This window comes from Comamonas sp. UBA7528 (assembly GCF_002479375.1).
Lineage (GTDB): Bacteria > Pseudomonadota > Gammaproteobacteria > Burkholderiales > Burkholderiaceae_C > Comamonas.
The window spans coordinates 256,312-269,849 of record NZ_DLMU01000014.1 but is presented as its reverse complement, the minus strand read 5'-3'; the positions used below and the strand labels follow the sequence as shown (position 1 = coordinate 269,849).

At 65.7% G+C, this 13,538-nt stretch carries 17 protein-coding genes; 6 read left to right on the top strand and 11 right to left on the bottom strand.

Translation table 11 applies throughout. The features are described 5' to 3' along the window. Positions 1–327 precede the first annotated feature (327 nt). The gene (moaE, locus tag B3349_RS16935) at positions 328–822 is read right to left on the bottom strand and encodes a molybdopterin synthase catalytic subunit MoaE (RefSeq protein ID WP_291590491.1); all 495 of its coding nucleotides are present in this window, start codon (positions 820–822) and stop codon (positions 328–330) included. A 118-nt stretch (positions 823–940) separates the two neighbouring features. Between moaE and B3349_RS16930 the strand changes: the two genes are divergently transcribed. Continuing rightward, on the top strand, positions 941–1,195 hold the full coding sequence (locus B3349_RS16930; protein ID WP_291590490.1) for a hypothetical protein: 255 nt from the start codon (positions 941–943) through the stop codon (positions 1,193–1,195). A gap of 19 nt (positions 1,196–1,214) precedes the next feature. Beyond that, positions 1,215–1,541, top strand: a complete 327-nt coding sequence (locus B3349_RS16925) for a hypothetical protein (protein ID WP_291590489.1) — start codon at positions 1,215–1,217, stop codon at positions 1,539–1,541. 61 nt (positions 1,542–1,602) lie between these two features. On the opposite strand, the gene B3349_RS16920 is transcribed toward B3349_RS16925, so the two are convergent. From B3349_RS16920 to B3349_RS16875, 10 genes are all read right to left on the bottom strand, one after another. Beyond that, positions 1,603–2,109 carry a hypothetical protein gene (locus B3349_RS16920; RefSeq protein WP_291590488.1) on the bottom strand — a complete coding sequence of 169 codons (507 nt, stop codon included), beginning with the start codon at positions 2,107–2,109 and terminating at the stop codon, positions 1,603–1,605. After that, on the bottom strand, positions 2,106–2,525 hold the full coding sequence (locus B3349_RS16915) for a MarR family winged helix-turn-helix transcriptional regulator (RefSeq protein ID WP_291590486.1): 420 nt from the start codon (positions 2,523–2,525) through the stop codon (positions 2,106–2,108). The genes B3349_RS16920 and B3349_RS16915 overlap by 4 nt, the downstream gene beginning before the upstream one ends. Then, positions 2,522–2,896, bottom strand: a complete 375-nt coding sequence (locus B3349_RS16910; RefSeq protein WP_291590484.1) for a GIY-YIG nuclease family protein — start codon at positions 2,894–2,896, stop codon at positions 2,522–2,524. Before B3349_RS16910 ends, B3349_RS16915 begins: the two co-directional genes overlap by 4 nt. A gap of 204 nt (positions 2,897–3,100) precedes the next feature. After that, on the bottom strand, positions 3,101–3,442 hold the full coding sequence (locus tag B3349_RS16905; protein ID WP_291590483.1) for a recombinase family protein: 342 nt from the start codon (positions 3,440–3,442) through the stop codon (positions 3,101–3,103). Between the two features lie 10 nt (positions 3,443–3,452). Next, a complete protein-coding gene (gene moaD, locus B3349_RS16900) occupies positions 3,453–3,704 on the bottom strand; it encodes a molybdopterin converting factor subunit 1 (protein ID WP_291590482.1) in 252 nt (83 codons plus the stop codon). Positions 3,705–3,714: 10 nt separating this feature from the next. After that, positions 3,715–4,962, bottom strand: a complete 1,248-nt coding sequence (locus tag B3349_RS16895; RefSeq protein WP_291590480.1) for a molybdopterin molybdotransferase MoeA — start codon at positions 4,960–4,962, stop codon at positions 3,715–3,717. Continuing rightward, positions 4,944–5,519 carry a molybdopterin-guanine dinucleotide biosynthesis protein B gene (gene mobB / locus B3349_RS16890; protein ID WP_291590478.1) on the bottom strand — a complete coding sequence of 192 codons (576 nt, stop codon included), beginning with the start codon at positions 5,517–5,519 and terminating at the stop codon, positions 4,944–4,946. The genes B3349_RS16895 and mobB overlap by 19 nt, the downstream gene beginning before the upstream one ends. A 129-nt stretch (positions 5,520–5,648) precedes the next feature. Then, positions 5,649–7,073: a threonine synthase gene (gene thrC / locus B3349_RS16885; RefSeq protein ID WP_291590476.1), complete on the bottom strand. Its 1,425-nt coding sequence runs from the start codon at positions 7,071–7,073 to the stop codon at positions 5,649–5,651. 157 nt (positions 7,074–7,230) lie between these two features. Then, positions 7,231–8,565, bottom strand: a complete 1,335-nt coding sequence (locus tag B3349_RS16880) for a homoserine dehydrogenase (protein WP_291590475.1) — start codon at positions 8,563–8,565, stop codon at positions 7,231–7,233. A 72-nt stretch (positions 8,566–8,637) separates the two neighbouring features. Further along, a complete protein-coding gene (locus B3349_RS16875) occupies positions 8,638–9,912 on the bottom strand; it encodes a pyridoxal phosphate-dependent aminotransferase (protein WP_291590474.1) in 1,275 nt (424 codons plus the stop codon). Positions 9,913–10,073: 161 nt separating this feature from the next. On the opposite strand from B3349_RS16875, the gene B3349_RS16870 reads away from it, so the two are divergent. The 4 genes from B3349_RS16870 to B3349_RS16855 all read left to right on the top strand — a co-directional run bounded on the left by B3349_RS16870 (position 10,074) and on the right by B3349_RS16855 (position 13,497). Then, the gene (locus B3349_RS16870; protein ID WP_066536991.1) at positions 10,074–10,442 is read left to right on the top strand and encodes an Mth938-like domain-containing protein; all 369 of its coding nucleotides are present in this window, start codon (positions 10,074–10,076) and stop codon (positions 10,440–10,442) included. Between the two features lie 131 nt (positions 10,443–10,573). Further along, complete coding sequence (locus B3349_RS16865; protein WP_066536993.1) at positions 10,574–11,062, top strand: peroxiredoxin; 489 nt, start codon at positions 10,574–10,576, stop codon at positions 11,060–11,062. A gap of 164 nt (positions 11,063–11,226) precedes the next feature. Beyond that, positions 11,227–13,089, top strand: a complete 1,863-nt coding sequence (locus tag B3349_RS16860) for a PhoH family protein (RefSeq protein ID WP_291590473.1) — start codon at positions 11,227–11,229, stop codon at positions 13,087–13,089. A 3-nt stretch (positions 13,090–13,092) separates the two neighbouring features. Then, entirely contained in the window at positions 13,093–13,497 is a 405-nt protein-coding gene (locus B3349_RS16855) for a hypothetical protein (protein ID WP_291590470.1), read from the top strand. Positions 13,498–13,538: the final 41 nt, after the last annotated feature.

Below are 13,538 nucleotides of genomic sequence, written 5' to 3'. Positions count from 1 at the left end.
TGTCCCGCATGGCCCGGCAAGCATTTGACCTGGATCAAGTTCGCCGCACCAGCGTCCACCCCCACCGGACTGCACTGTGCCGGGCCTGTGCGCCATTGTCTGTCAGCCAAAAGAGCGGTCTGCCGGCCCGCCACCCAGTCAAACCCATCCAATGAGATAGCCCGTGCCGCGCACACCGCTCCCGATGCGGGAGCTGCCTGCATGCCTGCACCCTGGGTTTGACGCATTTTTATGTGCCAGAACCAGGCAGCATGGACTGCCACAGCTATCGACCCGGGAGCATGGCGCGCATACTGCAGGCAGACACCCCGGCTGCCGGTTCGGCCATCAGGCCCAGCGGGCCAATGCCTGCTCGTCGCTGACCCGTGCATCCACCCAGCGGGCGCCGTCGGCGGTCTGCTCTTTCTTCCAGAACGGCGCTTCGGACTTGAGGTAGTCCATGATGAATTCGCAGGCCTGAAAAGCCATGCCCCGGTGGGCCGAGGTGACGGCCACCAGCACGATCTGGTCCATGGGCGCGAGCGGCCCGACACGGTGGATGACCTTGGCCGCATGGACACCGAAGCGCGCCACTGCACGGTCGATGATGGCTTCGATGCTTTTCTCGGTCATGCCCGGGTAGTGCTCCAGCTCCATGGCCGAGACGGCGTCGCCTGCATTGCGGTCGCGCACCGTGCCCACGAAGCTGCAGACCGCCCCCACGCCAGCGTCGCCCGCCCGCAGGGCGGCGACTTCGGTGCCCAGGTCGAAATCCTGGGTCTGGATGACCACGCGCGCAGCAGGCGGATGCGCGGTCAGGGGTGCGGTGCGGGCAGAGGACATGGCCCCGATTGTCGCAGCAGCCCCCGCCCCAATTCCACCCCGGCTGCATGCCCCAGCGGCACGCGGTAGCATTGCCGCCCCGGGGCGCTGCTCCGTTGCCCTCATTGAGTTGATCCGTATGGCCACCGAAACCATCCACACGCTGGAGTACATGCTCTACCCCTCGCCGCGCAATGAGCACCGCATCATCTTCGAGCACCAGAGCTTTGTGCCGCACATGTACACACTGATCCACCTGCCCGACTACAGCTTCCGCGGCAAGGCCACGCTGTTTTCGGCCCAGCGCAAGAGCGACGGCAAGCAGGGCCAGCTGGTCACCTGCGAGCTGGCCGAGGATCTGGTGCGTTTTGAGCGCCTGTTCGAGCCCGATTGAGCCCTGGATTCAGACCGCCATGGACGACACCAGCCAAATCCAGCCGCCCGAGAGCTTCGCCGCACTGTTCCGAAGCCGCGCCGGCGTGCTCAGAACGCCCATCGCCGAGGTGGTGGCCCGCTACGAGCTGTGCGAAGACCTGGCCTGCCACCTGGTGGAGCAGGCGCAGACGCTGTACTACAGCGGCAATTCCAGCGAGGAAGGCGTGCTGCTGGGCTTTCATGCCGGTCTGAGCGATGCGGGCTCGGTGGTCAGCAGCGCAGAGGCCGGCTGGGTGGTCCAGCGCCTGGCCGAGCTGCTGGAGTGGCGCACCCCGCAGCTGCCTCCACCGGCGGCCGCCGCCTGAGCTACCCGGCACGGGCCGGCGGCAGCGGCCCGGGGACAGCCAAAGGCTGCCCTGGAGCGGCTCAGCCCTCCCCCATGGGAGCCCACAGACGCTGCCACGCCAACGCCCGCCAGGCCGGCGTGCCATAGGCGGCCACCAGATCATGCCCGGCTGCAGCCCAACCGGGATCGGTCGGACTCACACCCAATGCCTCGATGAAAGGTGCCTGCACGATGAAGCACTGGCGCCGGTAAGGCAGCAAAAAGCCTTCGCCCTGCTGCTGCAGCACGGCCTGTGCCTGTGCGTAGGTGCTGAACCAGAGGTTCAGCAGTATCCCCGTACGCGGCGCGTGCCAGAAGCTGCCCATGTCATCACCGGGCAAGGCCAGGCCGGACAGCACGCGGCGCGCATGCTCCCAGTCGGCAAAGCCCTCCCCGCGGGCCACCTCGTGCAGGGCATCGCGCAAGCGGTCCGCGCCGGCCCGACCTTCGCGGCGCGCCCGGTTCAGCCGCACACGGGCACGCACTTTGAGTTCGTCCACCAGGGCCTGACCGGTCAGCGCACACGGCATGGTTCCCGGGGCCGTCATCGCATACCCCGCACCGAAAGGGACAGTTGCTCCAGCAGCGGCAGGCAGGCCGCGAAACGGTCGGCTTCCACGCCCGGGGCCTGCAAGGCCCGGGCATAGGTCGCCTCCACCGTCTGCCGCGCCTCCACCAGCAGCTGGCGGCCCGCCGGGCGCAGCCGCACCATGCCATCCGCACGTTCCAGCAGGCCGGTTTTCTCCATGGGCAGCACCTGGCGCAGCGTGGCCGCAGCAGGTTGCAGCAGCGCTCGGGCCAAGGCCGGCAAGGTCAGGCCTGGAGGCGCCTCCAAGGCCTGCAGCAGATGGTAGCCGTCCAGGCTCAGCCCGTGCCAGTCGCCCAGGCGTTCGTCCAGACGCTGCTGCAGCACGGACTGGGCACGGTGCAATGTGGCACCGAAGTGCAGCGCACCGGCGCTCATGGCTGGCCTCCGGGGGCGAACGGTGCCGCCTGCAGCTCGGCCTGCCACAGCGCCAGCAAGGTCTGCAGCTCGGCCTCGTAATCAAAGTCCGGGGCGGCACGCTCTGTCACTCGTTCCAGCACCGCAAAGGAAAACGCTTCGGCGCCATGGCGGGCCCAGGCCTGGGCCAAGGCGGCATCGCGCGGGCTGCCATGGGCCAGCTCAAACCGCAGGCGGTTGAGCGTGCCATCCACATGGCGGCTGGCGCCCAGACGCAGCAAACCTGCGGCCTCGCAGCGCACGGCATAAATGCCCAAAGGGGGAAAGGTTTGCTTGTAATCCTGCACCCGCGCGCGCCGCGCCTGGGAGGAAAGCAGAAGGGAAATGGTCATGACAGGGCTCCAGGTTGCATGCACAGCCCCCCGCGCTGGGCCCGTACGGCAACCATGTCTGTCAGAACATGCAATGCGTCAAAACAGGGGTGAGAGCCTCTTGTGCGGGCAGGCGCCCCCTTGGCACCTGGAACGCAGATTGTAGAGCCCCGCCACGAAAGCAGCAGCAGCAGGCAGCGGCTCCCGCAGCCCTCCCCGCGAGCATCAGGTCGCGCTGGACTCCGCCGCCGCCCCATCGGCATAGCGATTCAGAATGCGCTGCACCTGCCCATGGGTCCAGGGGCCGCCCTTGGCGGCGGCAATGCCGCGCTCGTTCAGCACCTCGGCCATCTTGCGGTGGGTCAGGCCCTGGGCCACCAGCTCGGCAAACAGGGCGGCATGCTGCCGGGCAAAGGCATCGGCCGCACTTTTGCGCTTTTCCACCGTGGCGCGGATGTTGTCCGCACCGGCCTTGCCCAGCTGCACGCCGCGAGCCTTGGCTTCGCTCAGGGCCAGCCGCGTGCGGGCGCTGATGGCGGCGTCCACGTCCTTGGGGGTCTCGCTCATGTTCCGCCTCTCAGCCGCCGGTCACCGGCGGGAAGAAAGCCACTTCATCGCCGGCTTTCAATGGCGCATCGGCGCTGCACATGTCCTGGTTCAAGGCCATGCGCACGGCCTTGCCGTGGGCCAGTGCCAGGGCGGCGGCTGGGCTGCGCGCCATCAGTTCGTCGCGCAGCGCGCCCACGGTGGCGGCTGTGGTGTCCAGCGCTTCGCTGCCGCTGCCCATGGCTTCGCGGATGGAGGCAAAGTAGCGCACGGTGATATTCATGGAATTGTCCTCAGAACCATTCCGCAAACGGAATGAAGCGCACGCGGTCACCGCGTGCAATCGTGGTCTGCGGCGGGTTGTCCACCACGCCATCGCCCCAGACGGCGCTGGTCAGCACGCCCGAGCCTTGGTTGCGGAAGATCTCCAGCCCGCCCTGGCCGTCGTGCCGCACGCGCAGGAATTCGCGGCGCTTGTCGGCCTTGGGCAGATCGAAATGGGCCACGGCCTCTACCGCACGCGGTGCCACCTCCTGCATGCCCTGCAGGCGCAGCACAAACGGCCGCACCAGTACCAGAAAGGTCATGAAACTGGAGACCGGATTGCCCGGCAGTCCCATGAAGTGGGCGAACCCGCCATCGGCCCGACCGACCTGGCCATAGGCAAACGGCTTGCCGGGCTTCATGGCGATTTTCCACAGGCCCAGTGCACCCAGTTGCTCCACGGCCGGCTTCACATGGTCTTCCTCGCCCACGGAGACCCCGGCGCTGGTCAGGATCAGGTCGCAATCCTGGGCGGCACTGCGCAGCGCATGCACGGTCTGGGCCCGGTCGTCCGGCAGGATGCCGCCGTCCACCACCTCGCAGCCCAGGCGCTGCAGCAGCGCGCGCAGAAAGTAGCGGTTGCTGTTGTAGATGCTGCCGGGCGGCATGTCCTGGGGCGCCACGGTCCCAGGCAGCACCAGTTCATCGCCGGTGGAGAACAGGGCCACGCGCGGTCTGCGGGCCACGGGCAGCCGGGCCAGACCGATGCTGGCGGCCAGACCCAGGGCCGGTGGCGTCAGCCGCGTACCTGCGGCCAGGATGGTGCCGCCCAGCGCAATGTCTTCACCCGCACGGCGAATGTGCTGACCCGGCTTGGGCACGGCCTGGATGCGCACGCTGACACTGCCATCGGCCTGCTCCAGGGCTTCGCAGTCTTCCTGCATCAGCACGCAGTCCGCTCCCGGCGGCACGGGGGCCCCGGTGAAGATGCGTGCGGCCGTACCGGACAGCAGATCGGTGCCCACCTGGCCGGCGGGAATGCGCTGGCTCACCGGCAGCACCGTCCCGGGCGCAGGCACATCGGCCAGGCGCACGGCGTAGCCATCCATGGCCGAGTTGTCCTGCGGCGGCACCTGCAGGGCGGATACGCAATCCGACCACAGCACCCGGCCGTCGGCACTGAACAGATCGACCGATTCCGGGCCGTCCAGGCGCTGGGCCTGGGCCAGCACGGCGGCCAGTGCATCGTCGAGGGAGGTCAAAGTCGGGGACTGCATGCAGTGCTTTCTTGGGCCGCAGCCCGGTATTCCAAACGGCCGGCATGCGCCAGCATCCAATCCACGATGGCCGTGGGCTGATTCAGGTCCAGCAGCGCCACTCTGGCTGGTGGTTGCTGGGGCAAGGCGGCCGGGTCGTCCGTGGCCAGCGCCAGCACCTGCGGGTCCTGCGGAAAGCGCAGCGCACGCGCTTTGCTGTCCGGCTCTGGTTGGCGCCACAGCTCGATCTTGGGCAGGTCGCCCTGCTTGAAGCCTTCCACCAGCACCCAGTCCACGCGCGGGTCCAGCTCGGCCAGCATGGCGTGCACATCCAGGTCCCGTGTCTCGCCGAATTCGCGCACCAGGGCCATGCGCCGGTCGCAGACCAGCAGCACCTCCTGGGCACCCGCCTGGCGGTGGCGCCAGCTGTCCTTGCCAGGGATATCGATGTCCACATCATGGTGGGCATGCTTGACGCTGGACACGGTCTGCCCACGCGCGCGCAGCTCGGCAATGATGCGTTCCAGCAGCGTGGTCTTGCCGGCGCCGGAGTAGGCGACAAAGCCAAGGGCCTTCATGGTGGTGAGTATCGGTTTTGATAGCTACCTGCGCAATATGGGCTTGCGCTGGATCGCATCCTGAATCCAAAAGGAAAAAGCACCTGCAGCCAGGCTCCAGGTGCTTTTCAAGCTTAACGCTGCACGCTGTTACTTGCAGTGTTCGGTGATAAAAGCCTTGACCTGATCGACATCGGCAGCCATCACCACCACCCGCTTGGGCAGCTCTTCGATGCCGTCGAACTTGGCAGGACGGTCAGGCAGGCGGCCCAGCGCTTCTTCGATGGTTTCCGCAAACTTGATGGGCAAGGCGGTTTCCAGCACGATCATGGGCTCGGCACCCAGGTGTTCACGCGCCACCTTCACGCCGTCGGCGGTGTGGGTGTCGATCATCTGACCAAAACGCTCGAAGGTGTCCTTGATGGTGGCCAGACGGTCGGCATGGGAGCTCTTGCCGCTCTCGAAGCCATATGTGGCCTTGAGGTCCTTGAAGGCCGCATCCGCGCTCAGGTCGAACTTGCCCGCCTTGGCCACGCCCTCGGCGAACAGCTGTTTGGTACGCGCGCCATCCCGGCCGACCAGGTCGAACACAAAGCGCTCGAAGTTGCTGGCCTTGGAGATGTCCATGGAAGGGCTGGACGTTTCGTAGGTGTTGGCCGCGCCACGCACCTGGTAGACGCCGGTGCGGAAGAACTCATCCAGCACGTCGTTCTCGTTCGTGGCCACCACCAGCTTGGCGATCGGCAGGCCCATCTGGCGGGCCACATGGCCGGCGCAGATATTGCCGAAGTTGCCGCTGGGCACCGTGAAGCTCACCTGCTCGCTGTTGCTGCGCGTGGCTTGCAGATAGCCCGCGAAGTAGTACACCACCTGGGCCAGCAGACGTGCCCAGTTGATGGAGTTCACGGTGCCGATCTTGTATTTGGCCTTGAACGCGTGGTCGTTGGAGACCGCCTTGACGATGTCCTGGCAGTCATCGAACACGCCTTCGATGGCGATGTTGTGGATGTTGGCATCCTGCAGGCTGAACATCTGCGCCTGCTGGAAGGGGCTCATGCGGCCATGGGGGCTGGTCATGAAGACGCGCACGCCCTGCTTGCCGCGCATGGCGTATTCGGCCGCGCTGCCGGTGTCGCCGCTGGTGGCGCCCAGAATGTTCAGCTCTTCACCGCGGCGGGCCAGTTCGTACTCGAACAGATTGCCCAGCAGTTGCATGGCCATGTCCTTGAAGGCCAGCGTGGGGCCGTTGGACAGGGCTTCGATGTGCAGCACACCGTCCAGCAGGCGCACCGGCACGATGGCGTCGGTACCGAAGACTTCCTTGGTATAGGTCCTGGCGCACAGGGCACGCAGATCGTCGGCCGGAATGTCGTCGATGTACAGCGACAGAATCTCGAACGCCAGCGCGGCATAGCCCTGGGTGGCCAGCGTGGTGCGCAGCTGGGTCAGCTTGGCATCGTCGATCTGGGGGTACTGCACCGGCAGGTACAGGCCGCCATCGGGAGCCAGGCCTTCCAGCAGGATGTCGCAAAAGCGTTTGCGGTCGGCGTGACCGCGGGTGGACAGATAAAGCATGGTGCTTCCTTGTCAGAGGTCGGTAGCGCCGTGCACCACCGGAAAACAGGCTGGACCCGGCCCAGGAGCACCGGGCCGGGGCGCCCCGCAGCGAAAGCGCCAGCCCCCTGCGGCATAGCCAGCGCGGGGGCGGCGGCACAGCCGCTCACGGGGTGAATCAGTTCAACTCTTCCTTGCGGATGCGGGTGATCGGGGCCAGCACGGTGGGCAGGCCCTGGATTTCGGCCAGCGCCTTGTCCATATCGCCTTCGCGCGTGTCGTGCGTCAGGATGATCAGATCGGTCTGGGTCGAACCTTCGCCGCCCACTTCATCGGCTTCGCGCTGCAGCACGGCGTCGATGCTGATGCCGGCATTGGCCAGCAGCGTGGTGATCTTGGCGAGGACTCCGGCTTCGTCGGCCACGCGGATGCGCAGGTAGTAGCTGGTGACCACGTCGGCCATGGGCAGCACCGGCAGTTCGCTGCCGGCGGCGGCCAGCGTGCTGCTCTGGAAGGCCAGGGCCGGCACGCGGTGGGCGGGGTCGGAACCGTCCATGCGGGCGATGTCCACGAGATCGGCCACCACGGCGGAAGCCGTGGGCTCGGAGCCTGCGCCCTTGCCGTAGTACAGCGTGGTGCCGACGGCATCGCCGTTCACCACCACGGCGTTCATGGGGCCTTCCACGTTGGCGATCAGGCGCTTGGCCGGGATCAGGCTGGGGTGCACGCGCAGCTCGATGCCCTTGTCCGTGCGCTTGGTGATGCCCAGCAGCTTGATGCGGTAGCCCAGTTGCTCGGCGTACTTGATGTCGGCCGAAGACAGCTTGGTGATGCCTTCCACATAGGCCTTGTCGAACTGCACGGGGATGCCGAAGGCAATCGCACTCATCAGGGTGGCCTTGTGGGCCGCGTCCACACCTTCGATGTCGAAGGTGGGGTCAGCTTCGGCGTAGCCCAGGCGTTGTGCTTCCTTCAGCACCACGTCGAAGTCCAGGCCCTTGTCACGCATTTCGGACAGGATGAAGTTGGTCGTGCCATTGATGATGCCCGCCACCCACTGGATGGAGTTGGCGGTCAGGCCTTCGCGCAGCGCCTTGATGATGGGAATGCCACCGGCCACGGCCGCTTCATAGGCCACCATCACGCCCTTTTCGGCTGCGGCCTTGAAGATTTCCGTGCCGTGCACGGCCAGCAACGCCTTGTTGGCAGTGACCACATGCTTGCCGGCCGCAATCGCTTCCAGCACCAGGGCCTTGGCAATGCCGTAGCCGCCGATCAGCTCCACCACCACGTCGATGTCGGGGTTGGCGATGACTTCGCGCGCATCGGCCACCACCTTGGCAGCATCGCCCACCACCGCCTTGGCGCGTGTGGTATCCAAGTCGGCCACCATGGCAATTTCAATGCCACGACCCGCGCGGCGGCGGATCTCTTCCTGGTTGCGCTGCAGCACGTTGAAAGTGCCGCTGCCCACGGTGCCAATGCCCAACAGGCCTACTTGGATCGGTTTCATAAGGTCTAACGATTACCAGTCAAAAGGGACTGCAGCGCTTACTGGAACTACGCATACAGCTATAAAAAGGTTTTATGCCGCGGCCTTGCTGGGCTTGCCCGGCTTGACCAGCGCGAGCTTGTCGGTGCCATGGCGCTGGCGGTACTTCGCCAGGAAGGCGGCCAGGCGGTTGATGGCTTCGCGCAGGTCGGCGTCGTGCGGCAAAAAGACGATGCGGAAATGGTCGGGATGGGGCCAGTTGAAGCCTGTGCCCTGCACCAGCATGACCTTGGTTTCCTGCAGCGCTTCGAGGAAGAACTCCTGGTCGTCCTGGATGGGGTAGACCGCCGGGTCCAGGCGCGGGAACATGTACAGCGCGCCCTGGGGTTTGACACAGCTCACACCCGGAATCGCATTGATCAGCTCCCAGGCCAGATCGCGCTGCACACGCAGGCGGCCGCCCTCCTGCACCAGTGCGTCGATGCTCTGGTGACCGCCCAGCGCCGTCTGCACGGCCCACTGGCCTGGCACGTTGGCGCACAAGCGCATGTTGGAGAGCATGTTCAGGCCTTCGATGTAGTCCTTGGCGGGCTTCTTGTCGCCCGAGACCACCATCCAGCCTGCGCGGTAGCCGCAGCTGCGGTAGGCCTTGGACAGGGAGTTGAAGGTCAGCGTCAACACATCGGTGGACAAGGCGGCCAGGGGGGTGTGCACGGCATCGTCGTACAGCACCTTGTCGTAGACCTCGTCAGCAAAGATCACCAGGCCGTGCTCGCGGGCCAGCGCCACGATCTCGAGCAGCAACTCCTTGGAGTACAGCGCGCCCGTGGGGTTGTTGGGGTTGATGACCACGATGCCCTTGGTGCGCGGCGTGATCTTGGCGCGGATGTCAGCCATGTCGGGCATCCAGCCATTGCCCTCGTCGCACATGTAGTGCACCGGCGTACCGCCCGACAGGCTGGTCGCAGCGGTCCACAGCGGATAGTCGGGGGCCGGCAGCAGCATCTCGTCGCCGTTGTCCAGCAAGGCATTGGTGGCCATGCTGATCAGCTCGGAGGCGCCGTTGCCCAGGTAGATGTCATCCAGCGTGACACCCTTGATGCCCTGGCGCTGGGTTTCGTGCATCACGGCCTTGCGGGCGGCGAAGATGCCTTTGCTGTCCGAATAGCCGGCCGAATTGGGCAGGTTGCGGATCATGTCCTGCTGGACCTCTTCCGGCGCATCGAAGCCGAACACCGCCAGATTGCCGATGTTGAGCTTGATGATCTTCTGGCCGTCTTCCTCCATCTTCTTCGCCGCGTCCATGATCGGCCCGCGGATGTCATAGCAGACGTTGGCTAACTTGGCAGATTTCTGGACGGTCTTCATGGGGAGGATTCCGAAGGGCTGGTTGGCGCCAAGGCGCGCCCGCGCCTCGGTGAAACCTATAATTTGACCACAGTTCCGCGCGTATGCCCCATGCGGGTGCGGAATGTGGCTGCGCCCGTTGGGACGGTGTGGCATCTTGAACGCAGAAGGAGCCCCGACCCATGAAATTCCAGCCCGACAAATCCGACACCCTGACACTCACCGGCCACGGCAGCGGCTGGCTGGCCGTAGACCAGGTGCAGTTCACCAGCAGCATGCTGGTGGGCTCCAACGGCCTGCTGCAGGCCTGGAACTGCACCCGCTTTGAAGATCTGACGGCCGAGCACTTTGCGCTGCTGGCCGAACAGCCGGTGGAAGTGGTGATCTTTGGCAGCGGCGCCAAGCTGCGTTTTGTACCGCCCGCCTGGCTGGCTCCGCTGACGGCCAAGCGCATTGGCGTGGAAACCATGGGCACGCCGGCCGCCTGCCGCACCTATAACGTTTTGTCACAAGAAGGCCGGCCGGTGCTCGCAGCCCTACTCGTGGAGTAGGCTCCTGAGTGGATTCCCTTTTTGAAGGGAATCAGGGTAAAATCGCAGGTTGCGGTCGGGGGCTTACAGAGTTCAAGCAGCACACCCACACCCTCGGCTTTTTAACGTCCACATCCGAGAGATAGAAGCGCATGGCGATCGTTGTCAACAAACCCCTTCCTGAATTTGAAGCCAACGCAACCGGTGGGATCAAGGTATCCAACACTTCCCATACGGGCCAGATTCTGATCCTGTATTTCTACCCGAAGGACAATACGCCCGGTTGTACCACGGAAGCAATGCAGTTCCGCGATAAGTACAAGGATTTCGAAAAGGCCGGCGCCGCTGTCTTTGGTGTGTCGCGCGACAACATGAAGTCCCATGACGACTTCAAGGAAAAGCTCGAGTTGCCGTTCGAGCTGATCGCCGATACCGAAGAAAAAATGTGCCACATGTTCGGCGTGGTCAAAAACAAGATCATGTACGGCAAAAAGGTCAAGGGCATCGAGCGCTCCACCTTCCTGGTCGGCCCCGACGGTCTGCTGGTGCAGGAGTGGCGCGGCCTGAAGGTCCCCGGCCACGTGGACGAAGTCCTCAAGGCCGTCAAGGGCCTCAAAGCTGCCATCAAAAAGGCCGCTTGATCCACTGGCATTCCGGCGGCCTGATCTGGGCCGCCAGATGTGCATAATGGGCCCATGCGTTTGAGCTGTGTGCCCTGCATTTCTTTCCTCCCTACCAAAGCCGCTTGGGTCAGCGATCCGGCGGCTTTGTGCTTTTCTAGCCCTGAGAACAAGGCCTGAACACCATGCCCCTGCCTCCCGCACCGACTCGCCGCGCCTCCCGGCTCGCCAAGGAAGCCTTTGATGCGCCGCTGCGCACCACAAAGCGTGCGGCAGCCGCCCTCGCAGAAGTGGCCGATGACGACGCCATCCAACCGGCCGCGCCTATCCAGGCAGCCCCTGTCGCACCCGCCCGGGCGCGCAAGACCAGCGCCAAGGCCAGCCCTCAGAACCACAATCCCCAGGTCAGCAACGCGACCGCTGCAGCCGCCCAAAGCCTGGCCCGCCAGCGCGCCGCCCTGCTGAGCCCGGCACCCAGCGCGCCGGCCGCCCCCGCATCCAAGCCTGCAGCCCCCTCCAGCCCCGTCCGGGCAACCGCCGAACCGGCCGCAGCCCCGGAGGCCAGGCGCGGTACGCGCAAGGCAGCGACCAGCACCGCAGCGAGCGCCACGACCGACACCCCCGCCCGCACCAGCAAGAAGCAGCGCGTGGGCCAGAGCACGCTGTTTGTGCTGGACACCAATGTGCTGTTGCACGACCCCAGCAGCCTGTTCCGCTTCCAGGAACACGACATCTTCCTGCCCATGGTGGTGCTGGAAGAGCTGGACGCCCACAAAAAGGGCATGACCGAAGTCGCCCGCAATGGCCGCCAGGTCAGCCGCACCCTGGATGCCTTGGTCGCAGCACAGGAAAACGCCGACCTGGGCAGCGGCCTGCGCCTGGATGCCACCGGCAACAAGGGCAGCACCGGCCACCTGTACTTCCAGACCGTGGCGCTGGACTACCAGCTGCCCACCAGCCTGCCGCAGGGCAAGGCCGACAACCAGATCCTGGGCGTGGTCGAAGCCCTGCGCAGCCACAAAAAAGGCCAGCAGGAAGTGGTGCTGGTGTCCAAGGACATCAATATGCGCGTCAAGGCGCGCGCCCTGGGCCTGCCGGCCGAGGATTACCAGAACGACAAGGCCCTGGACGACGGCGATCTGCTGTACTCCGGCGCCCTGGCCCTGCCCGCCGATTTCTGGGACAAGGGTGGCAAGCAGGTGGAGAGCTGGCAGGAAAGCGGCCGCAGCTTCTACCGCATCACCGGCAGCTTTGCGCAGCAACTGATGATCAACCAGTTCGTCTACTACGAAGCCCCGGGCGCACCCAGCCTGTATGCGCGCGTGGTCGAGATCCGCGACAAGACGGCCGTGCTGGAGACGCTCAAGGACTACGGCAGCAGCAAGCACGCCGTCTGGGGCGTGAACACCCGCAACCGTGAGCAGAACTTCGCGATGAACCTGCTGATGGACCCCGAGGTGGACTTTGTGACCCTCACCGGCACCGCCGGCACCGGCAAGACGCTGATGGCCCTGGCCGCCGGCCTTACGCAGGTGCTGGACGAGCGCCGCTACACCGAGATCATCATGACCCGCGCCACGGTGAGCGTGGGCGAGGACATCGGCTTCCTGCCCGGCACCGAGGAAGAGAAGATGGGCCCCTGGATGGGCGCTCTGGACGACAACCTGGAGTTCCTGGCCAAGGGCGACGGCGGCAACCCCGGCGAATGGGGCCGCGCGGCCACCAACGAGCTGATCCGCAGCCGCATCAAGATCAAGAGCATGAACTTCATGCGTGGCCGCACCTTCCTGAACAAGTACGTCATCATCGACGAGGCGCAGAACCTGACGCCCAAGCAGATGAAGACCCTGATCACCCGTGCCGGCCCCGGCACCAAGATCATCTGCATGGGCAATCTGGCACAGATCGACACGCCATACCTGACGGAAGGCTCGTCCGGCCTGACGTTTGCTGTGGACCGCTTCAAGGGCTGGCCGCACAGCGGCCACATCCAGCTGGCGCGCGGCGAACGCTCGCGCCTGGCGGACTTTGCCAGCGAGGTGCTGTAAGCCATGGCCATCGGTTGGGTTTCCGCGCTGAAGCTGGTGCCCTGGGGCGATGTCATCCAGGCAGCGCCCCATGTGCTCAAGGCGGCCAAGGGGCTGCTGAACAAGTCGCCGGCCGAAGGCGGCGGTGATGCCGTTGTGGCACCCAGTGCACCGGCCGGCATCGCCCTGCCCGCGCAGAATGCGGCCGAGTTGGCACTGCAGCATGTGGCCCAGCTAGAAGCCCGCGTGGCCCAGCTGGAGCAGGCCCAGCACGCCTCCGCCCAGCTGATCCAGCAGATGGCCGAGCAGCAGTCCCAGATCGTGCAGACCGTGGGCCTGCTGCGCACCGGCGCCACCCGCCTGGCCTGGGCCTGCGGCGTGCTCGGCGTGGTGGTGATCGGCCTGCTGGTCCAGGTGCTGCGCAGCTAGGGCTGCGCACAAAACGGCCAAGGCAGAAGCCAGCCGCCCCA

Bases quoted from the DNA above. Each gene is read 5' to 3' on its own strand.
- moaE (WP_291590491.1), bottom strand. From the start codon at position 822: ATGTCCTCTGCCCGCACCGCACCCCTGACCGCGCATCCGCCTGCTGCG.
- B3349_RS16930 (WP_291590490.1), top strand. From the start codon at position 941: ATGGCCACCGAAACCATCCACACGCTGGAGTACATGCTCTACCCCTCG.
- B3349_RS16925 (WP_291590489.1), top strand. From the start codon at position 1,215: ATGGACGACACCAGCCAAATCCAGCCGCCCGAGAGCTTCGCCGCACTG.
- B3349_RS16920 (WP_291590488.1), bottom strand. From the start codon at position 2,109: ATGACGGCCCCGGGAACCATGCCGTGTGCGCTGACCGGTCAGGCCCTG.
- B3349_RS16915 (WP_291590486.1), bottom strand. From the start codon at position 2,525: ATGAGCGCCGGTGCGCTGCACTTCGGTGCCACATTGCACCGTGCCCAG.
- B3349_RS16910 (WP_291590484.1), bottom strand. From the start codon at position 2,896: ATGACCATTTCCCTTCTGCTTTCCTCCCAGGCGCGGCGCGCGCGGGTG.
- B3349_RS16905 (WP_291590483.1), bottom strand. From the start codon at position 3,442: ATGAGCGAGACCCCCAAGGACGTGGACGCCGCCATCAGCGCCCGCACG.
- moaD (WP_291590482.1), bottom strand. From the start codon at position 3,704: ATGAATATCACCGTGCGCTACTTTGCCTCCATCCGCGAAGCCATGGGC.
- B3349_RS16895 (WP_291590480.1), bottom strand. From the start codon at position 4,962: ATGCAGTCCCCGACTTTGACCTCCCTCGACGATGCACTGGCCGCCGTG.
- mobB (WP_291590478.1), bottom strand. From the start codon at position 5,519: ATGAAGGCCCTTGGCTTTGTCGCCTACTCCGGCGCCGGCAAGACCACG.
- thrC (WP_291590476.1), bottom strand. From the start codon at position 7,073: ATGCTTTATCTGTCCACCCGCGGTCACGCCGACCGCAAACGCTTTTGC.
- B3349_RS16880 (WP_291590475.1), bottom strand. From the start codon at position 8,565: ATGAAACCGATCCAAGTAGGCCTGTTGGGCATTGGCACCGTGGGCAGC.
- B3349_RS16875 (WP_291590474.1), bottom strand. From the start codon at position 9,912: ATGAAGACCGTCCAGAAATCTGCCAAGTTAGCCAACGTCTGCTATGAC.
- B3349_RS16870 (WP_066536991.1), top strand. From the start codon at position 10,074: ATGAAATTCCAGCCCGACAAATCCGACACCCTGACACTCACCGGCCAC.
- B3349_RS16865 (WP_066536993.1), top strand. From the start codon at position 10,574: ATGGCGATCGTTGTCAACAAACCCCTTCCTGAATTTGAAGCCAACGCA.
- B3349_RS16860 (WP_291590473.1), top strand. From the start codon at position 11,227: ATGCCCCTGCCTCCCGCACCGACTCGCCGCGCCTCCCGGCTCGCCAAG.
- B3349_RS16855 (WP_291590470.1), top strand. From the start codon at position 13,093: ATGGCCATCGGTTGGGTTTCCGCGCTGAAGCTGGTGCCCTGGGGCGAT.